Below are 14,426 nucleotides of genomic sequence, written 5' to 3'. Positions count from 1 at the left end.
TGCGCAAGCTGATTGCGTCGACCCTAATCCAGCGTCCGGCGGAACCGCACCAGCGCAATGCCGGCGAATAGCGCCACGAACACCACCAGCCAGCCGATCTCCGTTGCCACTGCCGGCAGCTCGGCGCCCTTCAGCATCACCGCGCGGATAATGCGCAGGAAATGCGTCAGCGGCAGCACTTCGCCGAAATCTTGCGCCCAGTCCGGCATGCCGCGATAGGGGAACATGAAGCCGGACAGCATGATCGACGGCAGGAAGAAAAAGAAGGTGAGCTGCAGGGCCTGCATCTGCGTGCGGGCGATCGTCGAAATCGTGTAGCCGAGCAGTACCAGCGCCAAGACGAAGATCAGGACCGCCGTCAACAGCAGCGACATAGATCCGGTGAAGGGTATGGCAAACAGAAGCTTCGAGGCCGCCAGCACCACCAACACCTGCACGGCGCCGACCGCCAGATAGGGCAGCACCTTGCCCAGCATGATCTCGAGCGGGCTGGACGGCATCGCCAGAAGGTTCTCCATCGTGCCGCGCTCGGTCTCGCGCGTCAGCGCGATCGAGGTCATCATCACCATGGTCATCTGCAGGATGACGCCGAGCAGACCGGGCACGATGTTGTACTGCGAGACGGCTTCCGGATTGTAGCGCCGGTGTACTACCACCTGGAGCTGGCCCCGGGCAGCTTCAGCCGCCGTCTCCTGCATGCCGCGTGCCCTGAGCAGCGCCTGGTTGGCGACGGTGCCGAGCGTCGAGATGGCGCCGCTGGCGACGGCCGGGTCGGTTGCATCCGCCTCGATCAGGATCTGCGGGCTGTCGCCGCGCTCGACCCGTCGGGCAAAATCGGCGGGAATGGTGACGACGAAGGCGACATCGCCGCGCGCCATCAGGAATTCGGCTTCGGCGGCACTTTGCGCAACATGGTCGAAGCGGTAATATCCGGTGGTCTGCAGCGCCGAAACCATGGCCCGCGTGTAAGGATCGCTGCTCATCGCCACCAGTGCTGCCGGCAGGCTCTTCGGATCGTTGTTGATGGCATAGCCGAACAGCACCAGCTGCATCAGCGGCACGCCGAGCATCATGGCGAAGGTGATGCGGTCGCGCCGCATCTGGATGAACTCCTTGATCAGCAGCGCGCCTAGCCTGGCGAAGGAAAAGATGCTGTTTATCCCGTTCTTCATCCCATGTTGTCCTTCGAACCGGACATGAACTGGATGAACACATCCTCCAGGCTGGTCTCGCCGGGCGATACCGTGACGCCCTTGTGCTCTTTCTCGACATCGGCGAGCGCTGCCTGAAGCGCCTTCCTGTCGGAACCGACGACATGCAGCGTCGCCCCGAACGGCGCCACCTGGTCGACGCCGTGGCGGCCATGAAGTGCGGCCGCGACCTTATCGAGCCGTGGCCCTTGCAGGACGAAGGTGGTCAGCCCGGCATTCCTCACCACGTCCTCGACCGTGCCAGTGGCCAGCATCTTGCCGTAGGAGATGTAGCTGATGCGGTGGCAGCGCTCGGCTTCGTCCATGTAATGGGTGGAGACCAGCACGGTCAGGCCGCCGCTCGCCAGCCGGTGGATCTCGTCCCAGAATTCGCGTCTGGCCTTCGGATCGACGCCCGCCGTCGGCTCGTCGAGCAGCAGCAGTTTCGGCTTGTGCATGATGCAGGCGGCCAGCGCCAGCCGCTGCTTCCAGCCGCCGGACAGCGTACCGGCCAGCTGGTTCTTGCGCGATGTCAGGCCGAGCTCCTCAAGCGTCTTAGCCACATGCCCGTCGAGCGGCTTCAGCCGGTAAAGCCGTGCCACGAATTCGAGATTCTCGCCGATCGTGAGGTCTTCGTAGAACGAGAATCTCTGCGTCATGTAGCCGACTTCGCGCTTGATCCGCAGGCTGTCGGTGCGGATGTCGAAGCCCAGAACCGTGCCTTCGCCCTCATCCGGCGTCAGCAAGCCGCACATGATGCGGATGGTCGTCGTCTTGCCTGAGCCGTTCGGCCCGAGGAAGCCGACGATCTCGCCCTCGGCCACCGTCATCGTCACATGGTCGACGACGGTCTTGTCGCCGAAGCGCTTGACCAGGCCGTGCAGGTCGATGACGTTCATTTTCCGATGTCCGCCAGATCGACGTCGACGATCTGCCCGGGCTGCAATGCGCTGGCGTCGCCCTCCGGCCGCGCTTCGACCAGATAGACCAGCTTTTGCCGGGTCTCGAGCGAGTAGATCACCGGCGGCGTGAATTCCGGATCCGGCGACACGTAGCTGACGCGAGCCTTCACGCCCGCTCCGCAACCGTCGCAATGGACATTGAGCAGCGTGCCGACATCGACCGAGGAGAACGCGCTTTCCGGCACATAGACGCTGAGCTTCACCGCGCCATCCGGCAGTATGGAGATGACCGGCGCGGTCGGCCCGGCCGTGTCGCCTGGATAGCGGATGACATCGTTGACCCGGCCGGGCGAGGGCGCCGTCAGCACGCGCTTCGACAGCCGCCATTGCGCTTGCTCCAGCGCCGACTGCGCCTGCCTGACCTGATTGTCGGCGGCCTTGATCGTCTCGGGCCGTGCGGGCAGCCCGCCGACGGCGAGATTGGCCTCCGCCTGGCCGACCTGCGCGTTGGCCGTCTCCAGCGTCGCGGAAGCCGTGTCGTAGTCGGCCTGCGTGCCGGTGCCGCGTTTGAACAGATCGCTGGCGCGGATGTAACGGCGTTTGGCGTCGGCGGCTTGCGCCTTGGCCATGTCGACCTGCGCCTTGAGCACCGCAATCTCTTCCGGCCGCTTGCCGACCTGCAGGTCGGCAAGTTGCGCCTGGGCCTGCGCAAGGGCCGCCTCGGCTTGTGCGATGGCGATCTTGGCGTCGGCGTTTTCCAACGTCACCACCGGCGTGCCGGGCGCGACGCGGTCGCCGCGCTTGACCGCAATCGTCTCGACCTGCGCCACCTCGATCGGCGCGAGCAGGACGTAGTCGCCCTCGACGTAGCCGACGGCGAGCGGTGCTGCCGGCGCACAGGCGCTGAAAAGCTGGGCGGCAAGCGGCAAAGAACAGAGCAGGCTCATGATCCACGATCCTTCCGGACAGCCAAATCGCGCCGAGCTAAAATCGCGCTGAGATTGTCGGTTATTGTTGCCGCGATCTTGCCGGCCTCATCATCGCCGATCTTGCGCCAGCCCATCCGGCGCATAACCGCCTCGCGGCCGATGCGGAAATAGACGACCTGGCCGATCAGCGTGAATACGGTGAGTTTTGTGCGCTCGCTCTCGGCCGGCTCGCCCGTCGCCTGTTCCCAGATGAGGCAGAGCCGGCGATGCGCCGGTTCGAACACGCCGTCATAGATACGGTCGAGCGCCGCGGTAGGATGCGACAGCTCGCGCAGGACGAACTGTACAATCTCGCCGGCTTCCGGCCTTGCCGCGATGAAGGCGACCATGCGCTCCAGTGCGACGGCTAAATGTGCCCGCGCGGCCTCGGTGTCCGCCAATGCCGCGACCGGCGCCTGCAGATTGCCGATCGCCTGGCCAGCAACGGTCTGGATGGTGTCGACGATGTAGTCGGCTGCCGCGTTGCGGAGCCCTTCCTTGCCGCCGAAATGATAGGCGATCGAGCCGATATTGGCCTTGGCCTCAGCCGCGATCTGGCGCGTCGACGTGCCGTCAAAACCCTGGCGTCCGAACAGCTTCAGCGCCGCGCGCACGAGTGCCGTCCGCGTCATATCTGCGGCGGTTTTGGGCGCCTCATGAGGAAGGCTGCTGGCGCTGGGCGATTTGATCATCACCGACAATTTAATCAATCGAATGATTAAAGTCAACTGCGATCAAGCGGCTTGCCAACTCTGGCCGTGCGCGCTCTAGTGCATGGCCATGGGCAAGGAAATCGAGCGTAAATTCCTGGTCTCAGGTGAGGAATGGCGGGCAATGGTCGAGGCGGACATTCATATCCGTCAATTCTACCTTGTCGCCGAACCCAGCCGTACGGTGCGTGTGCGCATCAGCAATGATGCCGTCGCCAAGCTGACGCTCAAGTTCGGCAGCCAGGCACGCCAGCGCGATGAATTCGAATATCCGGTGCCTTTGGTGGAGGCGCAGGAGATGCAGGCCTTTGCCATCGGACATGTCATCGAGAAGACACGCCATCATGTTAGACACCGCGGCTATCTCTACGAAGTCGATGTCTTCGGCGGGACGCTTGCGGGGTTGGTGATCGCCGAGCTCGAGACGCCGGAGGATGTACCGGACGAAATGCTGCCAGATTGGCTCGGCCGCGAAGTCACCGGCGAGCCGAGATTTTACAACGCGTCGCTCGCCCTTGGGGGGATTGCGGAGATCGTCGCATGAGCTTTCGTATCGATCCGCACATCTCGCTGACCGGCGAGATCAGGCGCATTCTCGCCGAGGAGATCGGCAAGGCGCTTGTCCATCTGGAGGCCGCGCGTGACAGGCCCGAACAGGGGCTGCACAACTGTCGCAAACGGCTGAAGAACGTCCGCGCCTTGCTGCGCCTTGTCCGTTCCGGAGACGAAACATTCTGCGTGACTGAGAATCAATGCTACCGCCAGGTGGCGGCCCTGCTTGCCGGCCCGCGCGAGGCGACCGCACTGGTGGAAACAATCGACCGGCTAGCGGCAAGCTTTCCCGAGCAAAGTGCCGGCGGTGGCCTCGATGCCGTTCGCGACCGGCTCGTCGCGCGCCTTCATGAACTGCATGGCGGAGCAGGCCTCGATGCTGCGATAGGCGCGGCGATCGCCGCTTGCGAGGAAGGTGTCGGCCGGATCGACAAGCTCGCTCTGCCCGACCAGCCGGAGCAGGCTGCCGACGTGCTCGCCGAAGGCGCGCGCGCCACTTTGCGCCGCGCCAGGAAAGCGCTGGACAAGGCGGCTTCGCGCGGCGAAGCCGATGACTTTCACGACCTGCGCAAGGCGGCCAAGACGCATGGCATGCACCTGTCGCTGCTCGGCCGGCTGTGGCCGACGCCGATCAAGGCCCGGCGCAAGGCCGTCGATGAATTGGGCGAGCGGCTCGGCGAACTGCACGACGTGTTCGTCATGCGCGCGCTTCTCGATGCCGAGGACCAGCCGCTCGGTCCCCCTGAGGACACGCGGTTGCTTGCCAAGCTGCTGAAGCGCTCGGAAAAGAGCCTGAAAAAAACCTGCCTCGCCGAGGCGGCCGAGCTTTTCGGCGACCGTCCGAAGCGCTCGACAAGGAAGCTTGCCCGCAAGGTGCGCGACGATCTCACAGCGGTATCGCACGAAGACGCCGGCGCGCCTGGCGTGGGCTGATCATGGTGTAATTTGCCGCCCTGTGATAATCGCCGTCTGGCATGACCGAGCCCGGCGACACGCTTCTGGACCGACTTGGCCGCTGGCTTGCCGGCCGGCTGCAGGAGGAATCGTCCGGCTACGAGCCTTACACGCCGTCGGACGCTATTCGCGCAGGGAAATTCTGCACATCCGCCATCACTCGCTCGACACGCCGCGCGACTTCGACCTGTCGCCCTATTTCCGCATCAGCAAGCCGACCCTCGAATATGGTTTCGACTACCGGCAGATGATTTGGGACGACAAGCCCTGGATTACCAACGCCGAAACAAGGGTTCAGAGTGGCGGCTAGGCCGGCAGCGGCCGTCGTGCCTTTGCGGCGGCCCGGCCGGGTGTCCGCGTGCCGGCGTCGCGCGGATGCGGTCCGATCGGCATGATCGCCGGGAATGGCGTCGCGCCGAAAGCGAAGGTCCATTTGTAGCCGATCAACCCGTCTTCCGGCGTCGTGTGCTGATCGTGATGCGCAAGCAATTTGGCGCGCTCGGCCAGTTCCTCCGCCTCCCGCCTGACCATTTCCGCCGTCTCGGGCCGCATCCGCCTGGAGAAGCTGACGAATGTCGCCTCGCGCTCCAGATGGGTGATGGCCCAGCCGATGAAGTTCTTGTTGGTCACCTCGAACAGTGGCCGCAATGGCCCGTCGAAATTCCACTGGATTGGCGTCTCGACCAGCAGCCTGGCCGACAGGCCGCGACCGAGCGCGACCAGCCCCAACTCCTCGAGGTCGCGCAGATAGAGGAACATCGAAGCCTCGCTCAACCCCTGTGAGCGCATGATGCCTTCGGGCGTAAATTTTTCCGAAAGCATGACGAAGATGAACAGCAGTGCCGGCCGGCCGGCGAGCTTGCGCTCGATCTCCGGCGCGATGTGGTTGGCAGGTCCTGGTCCTCTGTTCATAGAGCCGAGCACGTTCTCCAACTCCACGCCGGCGGCAGCGCAGATCTCCATCAGCCGGTCGAGCTTGCAGTTGCGCTCGTGGAAAATGCGCTTCACCGTCGGCTCGGAAACGCCCATTCGCTCGGCAAGGACGCGGTAGGTCACGCCCTTGGCCTTCAGCGTCCGCTTCAGCGCGTCGAAGATCAGGCCGTTCATGGGATGCACCTCTTTTGCACGATTTGGTATCAATCTTCGGTACTAGTCCCGATAGATCTTCCCGAAAAGTATCGAAAGGCCTAGCTCTCCGCCAGTCCATTACAGGAGACTAGCCATGAAAAGCCTCTTCACACCGATACTTCTCGCCATCGTCGGCATCGCGACTGCGCCGGCAGTTCAGGCCGCTGAACTCTGGCGCGCCGGCGGCCTCGAGCAACCTGAATCGGCGCTGTTCGACGCCGCCGGCCAGCGCGTTATCGTCTCGAACATCGTCGGCAATCCCGGCGAAGCCGACGGCAACGGCTATCTGTCGGTTCTGTCGATGGACGGCAAGCTGGTCACGCAACACTGGACCGACGGCATGGACGCGCCCAAGGGCATGGCGATTGCCGGCGGCAAACTCTACGTCGCCGACATCACCCATGTGCGCGTCGTCGATCTCCAAAGCGGCAAGCTAGCGTCGACGATCGACGTGCCGAACGCTGTCTTTCTCAACGACATGACCGCTGATGCATCCGGCAAGGTCTACGTCACGGATATGCTTGCCGATACGATCTATCGCAGCGACGGCGACCGGCTCGAACTGTTCATCAAGGATGCGGCGCTCGCTTCGCCGAATGGCATCTTCGCCGATGGCGGCCGGCTGATCGTCGCTTCGTGGGGCAAGGGCATCAAGCCCGACTTCAGCACCGCGGAGCCGGGCGGCCTGCTCTCGGTCGATCTCGCCACCAAGGCCGTTTCGCCTCTGGCTGGCGCGGAAAACTTTGCCAACCTCGATGGCGTCGTTGCCATCGGCGGCAGCATCTACGCCACTGCCTATATGACCGGCACGCTCTACCGCTACAAAGCCGGCGGTACGCCGCAAGTGGTTGCGACGTTCAAGCCGGGCAGCGCCGATATCGGCACAGATGGCAAGTCGACAATCTTCGTGCCGCTGATGAACGAGGGCGAGGTCTCAGCGTTGGGTCTCGACTAAGCCGGAAGTTGCCAGCTCAGGCGGCGGGCGCGGCTTTCTTCAGCTGCGCCCGCGCATCCGTGATCGATGCGGCATAAGTCACCAGCGGCCGCTTGACACCGTGGTTGATCAGCATGCGGCGTGTCTGCGGTGAAGCGCCTGAGATAATAAAGCGAACGCCGGCGCGCTTGGCCTTGTGGGCCGCGCCCTCGATGACATTGGCCGCCGTCGAATCGAAGAACGGCACCGCCGAACAGTCGAGGATGAAGTTGCGCTGGTCGGCGATGCGGTCCAGCACCGTGCCGACGGTCGAGGCGGCGCCGAAGAAAAAGGCGCCCGATATCCGGTAGACCACGGTGTCGGCATCGCTCGCCTCGCTGGAATCATAAGCGCTGGCTCGGTCGGCGACGTCTTCCTGCACCAGGGATTGATGGTCCGCCTCCACCGCGATGCTCTTGGCCATGCGGTCGATGAACAGGATCGAGCCTAGCGCGAAGCCGACGACGATGCCTTCGGTCAGGTCGCGGAAGATGACGATCAGGAACGTCGCCATCAGTACCAGCGCATCGCCGCGCGAGGCGCGCAGCAAGGTGGCGAAGGCCTGTTTCTCGAACATGTTCCAGCACACCACCGCCAGCACGCCGGCAAGTGCTGCAAGCGGGATATAGCTGGCCAGCGGTGCCGCCACCAGCATCAGAGCAAGCAGAATGGCCGAGTGCATCATGCCTGAGACCGGTCCATGCGCGCCGGCCCGTACATTGGTCGCGGTGCGGGCAATGGTGCCAGTGGTGCATATGCCGCCGAACAAGGCGGAGGCGATATTGGCGAAGCCTTGCGCCACCAACTCGCAATTGGAGCGATGCCGCCTTCCGGTCATGCCGTCGGCGACGACGGCCGACAGCAGCGATTCGATCGCCCCGAGCAGCGCAAAGGCGATGGCGTCCGGCAGCACGTCGATTATCCTGTCGAGGCTGAGCGGCGGGAAGGCCGGCCATTGCAGGCTGCGCGGGATGCCGCCGAAGCGCGTGCCGATCGTCTCGGCCGGCATGGCGAGCAATGCGACGACGAGGGATGCCAGTCCGATGGCAATCAGCATAGCCGGCCACTTCGGCCGAAACCGCTTCAACATCGCAATGGTGATGATGGTCAGTGCCGCCACCGCAGTTGCGGCGAGGTTGATCGTTCCGGCCGCCTCGCCAATGGCGATCAGCTTCGGCACCAGCGGCCCTGGCTCCTTGCCGGCGAGCTTCAGCCCGAACAGTTCGACGATCTGGCCGGAGAAGATGATGACAGCGATGCCGGCGGTGAAGCCGACGGTCACCGGGTACGGGATGAATTTGATGTAGGTGCCAAGTCTGAGATAGCCGATGGCAAGCAGGAACACGCCGGCCATCATCGTCGCCAGCAGCAAGCCGTCGACGCCAACCCGCGCCACCGTCGCCGCCACAAGCACAATGAAGGCGCCGGCCGGGCCGCCGATCTGGAAACGGCTGCCGCCAAGCGCCGAGACCAGGAAGCCGCCAATGATCGAGGTGTAGAGCCCGCGCTCCGGCGTCACGCCTGAAGCAATGGCAATTGCCATCGACAACGGCAGCGCAACGATGGCGACAGTCAGCCCGGCGATGGCATCCGCCTTGAAATGCGTGAGCGTGTAGCCCTCGCGCAGCACCGTCACCAGCTTCGGGGTGAACAGTTCGGAAAATGTCGGCCGCGCCGGTTGATGCACTGCCCGCTGCGTCTGATCCATCGAGTGCCTTCCGCATGAAACCAAGGAGCGGCGGGATCGTCGGCAGGACTGTCGGCGGTCGCCGTCGCGACTTGGAGCGGCGTGCGTCCAAATAGGCGCACAGATACGCCCCAACACTTTTGACCCGCGCATCGGACTATCCGAAAATCGAATTTGATTTTCGGCGATGCGGCAGTAGCGTCAGCCTTGCGGGTTCTGCGGCGTGACAGGCTTGAGGCGAACGCCCCTGCCGCCACGCTCGCTCGCCTGGTTCTCGCCGATCAGCTCGACCCCGGCCTCTTCAAGGGCCTGGATGACCTTCATCAGCGTATCGACCACGCCCCGGACCACGCCGTCGCTCGCTTCCATGCGCTGAATGGTTGGAAGCGAAACCCCGGCGCGCTCGGCGAGGGTCTTCTGATCGATGCCGGCCAGCGCCCTCGCGGCACGCATCTGCGCGGCAGTGATCATCGGTCAAACCCCCGTCTGAGTTCTGCAGTATCACATATAATACCTTCATAATGATGGGTCAAACATCATCTTGCATATGTGAAACATGCAACATCCTTTGCCAGCCGGTGCGCTGGCATGCTACAAACCTCGGCATCGTTTGGCGGGACATCCATTGCGGTACCGATTTTACACTACGACCTCAAAAGGATGAGCAGGTGAAGACATTCAAAGCGTTGGCGACCTCGACAGTCTTGCTGTCGATGGTTTTCCTGCTGGCAGGCTGCGGACATGGCCTGATCAACAGGCTGATTTGAAGTAGTCCGGCCGACGTCAGGTGCCGTCGGCCCGCCCTAGCCATCGCTCCAGCAGTCGTGCCGCCAGCCAGCACAGCATCGCCCAGGCAAAGCCGGCGCACCAGCCGGCCAGCACGTCGGACGGCCAGTGGACGCCGAGATAGATGCGGCTGATGCCGACCACCACCGTCGTCAGCACCGCCAGCACGAGCACATAGATCTTCGTTGTGCGCCCGGGCAAAAACCGTGCCGCCATGCTGCCCAGCGTCAAATACGTCACCGCCGACAGCATGGCGTGGCCGCTCGGAAACGAAAGCGATGCCACATCGGCGAGATGCGAGACCAGATCGGGGCGCGGCCGGTCGATATCGAATTTCAGCACGCTTGACAGGAGCTGGCCGCCCGCCACCGCGACGAACATGAGAAGCGCCGCGCCTGGCCTGCGGATAAGGAGCAGATAGACGATCATTGCTGCCGTGATCAGCACCAGTACGCTGGCGCTGCCGAGGCTGGTGATGTCGCGCATCGCTCCTTCCAGCCATGCCGGTCCGATCGGATTGTCGGGCTGGCCGGCCTTGCGGAAGGCAAGTAGGATTTCGGTGTCGAAGGCATGCGGCGTGGTCGCCCGCGCCAGCTCCATCAGTTCTTCGAACCCCCACAGCCCGCCGGCAATGACCAGCCCGGCCAGCAGAACCGGGAACTCCAGCCAGTTGCGCAGTCTGCTTGCAATCTTCTTCATCGGCCCGATCGCAGCTACAGCCTTTGCAGATAGGGTCCGAGCGTGATCAGCGCCACAGCTGCGATGGCAAGCACAATGCCGGTTGCCTGTAAGGTATTGACGCGCTCGCCGAAGAAGACCAGCGCCACCACATTCACCGACACCAGCTGGATCACCGCCGACAGGCTGAACGACACAGACATGCCGAATTCACGGATCAGCCTCAGCATGATCAGATTGCCCAGCGAATAGAGCGCCAACGTCAGCACGATCTTGCCGAGGCTCGGCGCCAGCCCCCACTGTTTTGCGGCCATCGCCGCCAGCAGGAAGATCACGGTCGAAACGCAGAGCTGCCCAAGTCCCCAGAAACTCACTTTTGTTCTCTCCCGATGCGGTCCCTACGCGCTGCCGCAGCTCTTGTTTCCGAAGCGCCGGTCGCGGTCAAGCGGGACTGATGTTGGATACGAAATCGCAGGTGGCAATTAGCCGGCATGTCATCAAACTGTGACCTGCCGGTAATACCGGATTGGCCAGGCAACACGCTCCAGCAATCCATCCAGCCAGAGGCAGGCCCCCATGACTGAACAGCGCTCGACCGAACATCGCACCCCTGACGCCCATTTCCGCACCAGTCTGCTCGAGGAAAACGATGGGCCAGGAGCCAATCCCACCGATAACCGCACCATGGGTGAGATCATCGCCGCGCGGTTCTCGCGCCGCGGCTTCCTCAAGGGCTCGCTTGCCGTCTCGGCCATAGCCGCTACCGTTAGCCCGCTGGCGCTGATCACCGCCGACAACGCCCGCGCCGCCGAAGGATCCGCCTTCGCTTTCGACGAGCTCGAGGCCGGCATCGACGACAAGCATCACGTCGCACCTGGCTATGACGCTGACGTGCTGCTGCGCTGGGGCGATCCGCTGTTCGCCGATTCGCCGGAATTCGATCCGACAAAACAGTCGGCGGAAGCCCAGGCCAGACAATTCGGCTACAACAACGACTATGTCGGTTATATCCCGATCGGCGGCTCGGCCGAGCATGGCCTGCTGGTCGTCAACCACGAATACACCAATCCGCATCTGATGTTCCCGGGCCTCGTCACCATCGTCGATGGCAAAGCCAAGCAGGCGCCCCTCAGCAAGGAGCAAGTCGATGTCGAGATGGCCGCGCATGGCGGCACCATTGTCGAGATCCGCAAAGAAGCCGGCAAATGGCAGGTCGTGCGCGACGGCAAGCTCAACCGCCGCATCACTTCCAATACCGAGATGGCACTGTCTGGCCCCGTCGCCGGCCACGACCGCGTCAAGACCAGCGCCGACCCGAGCGGTACGAAGGTCATCGGCACCCTCAACAACTGCGCCGGCGGCGTCACGCCGTGGGGCACCTATGTCATGGCCGAGGAGAACATCCACGGCTATTTCTCGGGCGAGCTGCCGCAGGGCCATAACGAGGCGGCCAACTACAAGCGCCTCGGCATTCCCGAAGGCGCCTATGAATGGGCGGCGCATCACGACCGTTTCGATATCGGCAAGGAGCCGAACGAGCCGAACCGCTTCGGCTGGATCGTCGAGGTCGACGTCCAGGATCCGACGTCGGTGCCGAGGAAGCGCACCGCCATGGGCCGCTTCAAGCATGAGGGCGCAGAATCGATCGTCGCCAAGGATGGCCGTGTCGTCTTCTATCTCGGCGACGACGAGCGCTTCGACTATGTCTATAAGTTCGTCACCACAGGCAAGTTCAATCCGGACGATCGCGCCGCCAACATGAATTTGCTCGACGACGGCACCTTGCATGTCGCCAAGTTCGCCGAGGACGGTTCAATCGAATGGCTGCCGATCGTCTTCGGCCAGGGACCGCTGACAGCGGCAAACGGCTTTGCCGGCCAGGCCGACGTGCTGATCGAGACGCGCCGCGCCGCCGACCTGCTTGGCGCCACCAAGATGGACCGCCCGGAAGACATCCAACCCAATGCCGCCAATGGCAAGGTCTATGTCATGCTGACCAACAATTCGAAGCGCAAGGCTGACCAGGTCGACGCCGCCAATCCGCGCGCCGAAAACGCCTTTGGCCATATCATTGAGATCGTCGAGGATGGCGGTGATTTCGCTGCGACCAAGGGCAAGTGGGAAATCCTGCTGAAATGCGGCGATCCCGCCGTGGCCGAAATCGGCGCCACCTTCTCCACCGCAACCACTGCCAATGGCTGGTTCGGCATGCCGGACAATTGTGCGGTCGATTCGGCCGGCCGCCTCTGGGTTGCTACCGACGGCCAAGGCCCGAAGGCCACAGGCCGCACCGACGGCCTGTGGGCGGTCGACACGGAAGGCCCGGCGCGGGCGACCTCAAAGCTGTTCTTCCGTGTGCCGATCGGCGCCGAAATGTGTGGTCCCCTGTTTGCGCCGGACGACCAGACTGCTTTCGTTGCCGTCCAGCATCCAGGCGACGGTGGCGAGGACTGGGAGGCTTTTGGGCGTCCGTCCTATTATGAGGATTTGTCGACCCGCTGGCCTGACTTCAAGCCGGACATGCCGGTGCGCCCGGCGGTCGTTGCCATCACCAGGCAAGGCGGCGGCAAGATCGCGGTCTGAGACGCAAGAAGGCCTTGCAGTCTCAAGGAAGGATTTCGACCATACGAAATCCTTCCTTTCCTGATACTGGATGCATCCATGCGGCGCATCATGCGCCGACTAATCATTCGGTGCGCTGAACCACGGCAACATTCATTGTGCTTCGCAACCTGAAGCCAATGGACTCGTATAGTCTGATGGCCGTGGCGTTGCTGGCATAGGCGTGGAGATAGGGAACTTCGCCGCGAGCCACTATCCGGTTTGCCACGAACAGGGACAGCAGCTTGCCCAGGCCACCGCCGCGAAATTCCGGATGTGAGCACACCCCGCTGAGTTCGGTATAGCCAGGTTGCTTCATGCGCTCGCCGGCCATTGCCACAAGTCTGCCCTCGATTTTCACGCCCCAAAAATCGCCCAGGCTCAGGGCTTCGAGCGTGAATGGGCCAGGCTTGGTGAGCAATGCCAGGGCGAGCATCTCAGCCGCATCGTCTCGGGTCAGACGTTGCACACGTTGGTCAGACACGGTTTGCAACGGCCGCTCGGCAATCATTTGAACCCCGGCTGCGGTCGAAGTCGCAAAAAGCCCCGCGGGCAGAGCAATGGCGTCCGACTGAAGCAGGATGACACTCTCGCCCGCGGAGACAAGCTGTTCGAGCGCCCGCAGGCTTTCCGCGTCGTCGGCGCCAGTGGCGGCGAATGGAACGATCGACGGCCGATACCGCCTGGCGAGGTCATTCCCTTGCGCGAACGCCCGATGTCGCGTCTGAAGTGCGCTCCAGATAGGGCGGTCGAGCAGGTGTCTCATTACGCCGCGGTCTCCGGATTTTTCACTCGACGGTCGAGAGGAGCCGCGGCGAGGCCGTCCTCGATGGCGGTCAGCTGCTCAAGAAGCGGCCCCGAAAGATCCGCGCACAAATCCGCAACGGCGTTTTCGATGCGCGGCCAGACCTCGCGCTTTGCGACATCGACCAGCCGCCGGCCGTCCCGAGTGAGGGCGACAATCCTGCGCCGCTGGTCATCGGTCGACGGACTAACCTCGAGCAATCCCAATCCGGCCAGAAGCGAGACGCTTCGCGTTACACCTGGCTGCGCGATGCCAAGCGATTGCGCCAGTTCCCCGACAGGCAGCGGGCCCAGCCTGTCGAGCGCGGCCAGCAGTGGGTACTGGCTCGCCTGAACCGGAACATCCAGCCGGTCGAGCAGGCGCTGCGCCTCCGCTTGCAGTTGCTCGCCTATACGCTTCATCCTGCTGCCCAGGCACAAGAAGCCAAGCGATCGTATGATGTCTTCCATAAACCAATCCCTCTCGCGAAAAACAATAACATGATATATAACA

Annotated in this window: 15 protein-coding genes and 1 pseudogene; 5 read left to right on the top strand and 11 right to left on the bottom strand. The window is 63.3% G+C overall.

Going from position 1 to position 14,426, the window contains the following annotated elements:
- Window positions 1-23: 23 nt before the first annotated feature.
- Genes NKH50_RS04605 through NKH50_RS04590 form a run of 4 tightly spaced genes read right to left on the bottom strand, consistent with a single transcriptional unit; the run spans window position 24 to window position 3,752 of the window.
- A complete protein-coding gene (locus NKH50_RS04605; RefSeq protein WP_352509497.1) occupies window positions 24-1,160 on the bottom strand; it encodes an ABC transporter permease in 1,137 nt (378 codons plus the stop codon).
- Between the two features lie 8 nt (window positions 1,161-1,168).
- Complete coding sequence (locus tag NKH50_RS04600; protein ID WP_352509476.1) at window positions 1,169-2,089, bottom strand: ABC transporter ATP-binding protein; 921 nt, start codon at window positions 2,087-2,089, stop codon at window positions 1,169-1,171.
- On the bottom strand, window positions 2,086-3,039 hold the full coding sequence (locus NKH50_RS04595) for an HlyD family secretion protein (RefSeq protein ID WP_254818028.1): 954 nt from the start codon (window positions 3,037-3,039) through the stop codon (window positions 2,086-2,088). Before NKH50_RS04595 ends, NKH50_RS04600 begins: the two co-directional genes overlap by 4 nt.
- Window positions 3,036-3,752: a CerR family C-terminal domain-containing protein gene (locus NKH50_RS04590; RefSeq protein ID WP_352477088.1), complete on the bottom strand. Its 717-nt coding sequence runs from the start codon at window positions 3,750-3,752 to the stop codon at window positions 3,036-3,038. The genes NKH50_RS04595 and NKH50_RS04590 overlap by 4 nt, the downstream gene beginning before the upstream one ends.
- A gap of 88 nt (window positions 3,753-3,840) precedes the next feature.
- Here NKH50_RS04590 and NKH50_RS04585 point away from each other — a divergent pair, with 88 nt between their 5' ends.
- The 3 genes and pseudogenes from NKH50_RS04585 to NKH50_RS04575 form a co-directional block, all read left to right on the top strand.
- Window positions 3,841-4,314: a CYTH domain-containing protein gene (locus tag NKH50_RS04585; protein ID WP_352877547.1), complete on the top strand. Its 474-nt coding sequence runs from the start codon at window positions 3,841-3,843 to the stop codon at window positions 4,312-4,314.
- On the top strand, window positions 4,311-5,255 hold the full coding sequence (locus NKH50_RS04580) for a CHAD domain-containing protein (protein WP_352876976.1): 945 nt from the start codon (window positions 4,311-4,313) through the stop codon (window positions 5,253-5,255). The genes NKH50_RS04585 and NKH50_RS04580 overlap by 4 nt, the downstream gene beginning before the upstream one ends.
- 133 nt (window positions 5,256-5,388) lie before the next feature.
- Window positions 5,389-5,586: pseudogene (locus tag NKH50_RS04575) on the top strand (hypothetical protein); the annotation flags it as partial.
- Here NKH50_RS04575 and NKH50_RS04570 read toward each other — a convergent pair.
- Window positions 5,583-6,383 (bottom strand): helix-turn-helix domain-containing protein, encoded by an 801-nt coding sequence (locus NKH50_RS04570; RefSeq protein WP_352876974.1) that lies wholly within the window; start codon window positions 6,381-6,383, stop codon window positions 5,583-5,585. The pseudogene NKH50_RS04575 and the gene NKH50_RS04570 overlap by 4 nt on opposite strands.
- A gap of 115 nt (window positions 6,384-6,498) precedes the next feature.
- Between NKH50_RS04570 and NKH50_RS04565 the strand changes: the two genes are divergently transcribed.
- Window positions 6,499-7,359: an SMP-30/gluconolactonase/LRE family protein gene (locus NKH50_RS04565; RefSeq protein WP_352876971.1), complete on the top strand. Its 861-nt coding sequence runs from the start codon at window positions 6,499-6,501 to the stop codon at window positions 7,357-7,359.
- Window positions 7,360-7,375: 16 nt separating this feature from the next.
- On the opposite strand, the gene NKH50_RS04560 is transcribed toward NKH50_RS04565, so the two are convergent.
- The 4 genes from NKH50_RS04560 to NKH50_RS04545 form a co-directional block, all read right to left on the bottom strand.
- Entirely contained in the window at window positions 7,376-9,085 is a 1,710-nt protein-coding gene (locus NKH50_RS04560) for a SulP family inorganic anion transporter (RefSeq protein ID WP_352876969.1), read from the bottom strand.
- Window positions 9,086-9,265: 180 nt separating this feature from the next.
- Entirely contained in the window at window positions 9,266-9,535 is a 270-nt protein-coding gene (locus tag NKH50_RS04555) for a helix-turn-helix domain-containing protein (RefSeq protein WP_292656925.1), read from the bottom strand.
- 312 nt (window positions 9,536-9,847) lie between these two features.
- Window positions 9,848-10,549: a phosphatase PAP2 family protein gene (locus tag NKH50_RS04550; protein WP_352876966.1), complete on the bottom strand. Its 702-nt coding sequence runs from the start codon at window positions 10,547-10,549 to the stop codon at window positions 9,848-9,850.
- A 14-nt stretch (window positions 10,550-10,563) separates the two neighbouring features.
- Complete coding sequence (locus NKH50_RS04545; protein WP_352876964.1) at window positions 10,564-10,902, bottom strand: hypothetical protein; 339 nt, start codon at window positions 10,900-10,902, stop codon at window positions 10,564-10,566.
- Between the two features lie 202 nt (window positions 10,903-11,104).
- On the opposite strand from NKH50_RS04545, the gene NKH50_RS04540 reads away from it, so the two are divergent.
- A complete protein-coding gene (locus tag NKH50_RS04540; RefSeq protein WP_352876962.1) occupies window positions 11,105-13,111 on the top strand; it encodes a PhoX family protein in 2,007 nt (668 codons plus the stop codon).
- Between the two features lie 103 nt (window positions 13,112-13,214).
- Here the strand turns inward: NKH50_RS04540 and NKH50_RS04535 are convergent, their stop codons facing one another.
- Window positions 13,215-13,895 carry a GNAT family N-acetyltransferase gene (locus NKH50_RS04535; RefSeq protein WP_352802354.1) on the bottom strand — a complete coding sequence of 227 codons (681 nt, stop codon included), beginning with the start codon at window positions 13,893-13,895 and terminating at the stop codon, window positions 13,215-13,217.
- Complete coding sequence (locus NKH50_RS04530) at window positions 13,895-14,383, bottom strand: MarR family winged helix-turn-helix transcriptional regulator (RefSeq protein ID WP_352876960.1); 489 nt, start codon at window positions 14,381-14,383, stop codon at window positions 13,895-13,897. The genes NKH50_RS04535 and NKH50_RS04530 overlap by 1 nt, the downstream gene beginning before the upstream one ends.
- Window positions 14,384-14,426 lie beyond the last annotated feature (43 nt).

It is taken from the genome of Mesorhizobium sp. M1027, from assembly GCF_040318745.1.
GTDB lineage: Bacteria > Pseudomonadota > Alphaproteobacteria > Rhizobiales > Rhizobiaceae > Mesorhizobium.
This window is presented reverse-complemented; position numbering and strand designations above follow the sequence as displayed.

Excerpts from the sequence above, each read along its gene's own strand:
- NKH50_RS04600 (WP_352509476.1), bottom strand. The coding sequence starts at position 2,089 with ATGAACGTCATCGACCTGCACGGCCTGGTCAAGCGCTTCGGCGACAAG.
- NKH50_RS04595 (WP_254818028.1), bottom strand. The coding sequence starts at position 3,039 with ATGAGCCTGCTCTGTTCTTTGCCGCTTGCCGCCCAGCTTTTCAGCGCC.
- NKH50_RS04590 (WP_352477088.1), bottom strand. The coding sequence starts at position 3,752 with ATGATCAAATCGCCCAGCGCCAGCAGCCTTCCTCATGAGGCGCCCAAA.
- NKH50_RS04585 (WP_352877547.1), top strand. The coding sequence starts at position 3,841 with ATGGGCAAGGAAATCGAGCGTAAATTCCTGGTCTCAGGTGAGGAATGG.
- NKH50_RS04580 (WP_352876976.1), top strand. The coding sequence starts at position 4,311 with ATGAGCTTTCGTATCGATCCGCACATCTCGCTGACCGGCGAGATCAGG.
- NKH50_RS04570 (WP_352876974.1), bottom strand. The coding sequence starts at position 6,383 with ATGAACGGCCTGATCTTCGACGCGCTGAAGCGGACGCTGAAGGCCAAG.
- NKH50_RS04565 (WP_352876971.1), top strand. The coding sequence starts at position 6,499 with ATGAAAAGCCTCTTCACACCGATACTTCTCGCCATCGTCGGCATCGCG.
- NKH50_RS04560 (WP_352876969.1), bottom strand. The coding sequence starts at position 9,085 with ATGGATCAGACGCAGCGGGCAGTGCATCAACCGGCGCGGCCGACATTT.
- NKH50_RS04555 (WP_292656925.1), bottom strand. The coding sequence starts at position 9,535 with ATGATCACTGCCGCGCAGATGCGTGCCGCGAGGGCGCTGGCCGGCATC.
- NKH50_RS04550 (WP_352876966.1), bottom strand. The coding sequence starts at position 10,549 with ATGAAGAAGATTGCAAGCAGACTGCGCAACTGGCTGGAGTTCCCGGTT.
- NKH50_RS04540 (WP_352876962.1), top strand. The coding sequence starts at position 11,105 with ATGACTGAACAGCGCTCGACCGAACATCGCACCCCTGACGCCCATTTC.
- NKH50_RS04535 (WP_352802354.1), bottom strand. The coding sequence starts at position 13,895 with ATGAGACACCTGCTCGACCGCCCTATCTGGAGCGCACTTCAGACGCGA.
- NKH50_RS04530 (WP_352876960.1), bottom strand. The coding sequence starts at position 14,383 with ATGGAAGACATCATACGATCGCTTGGCTTCTTGTGCCTGGGCAGCAGG.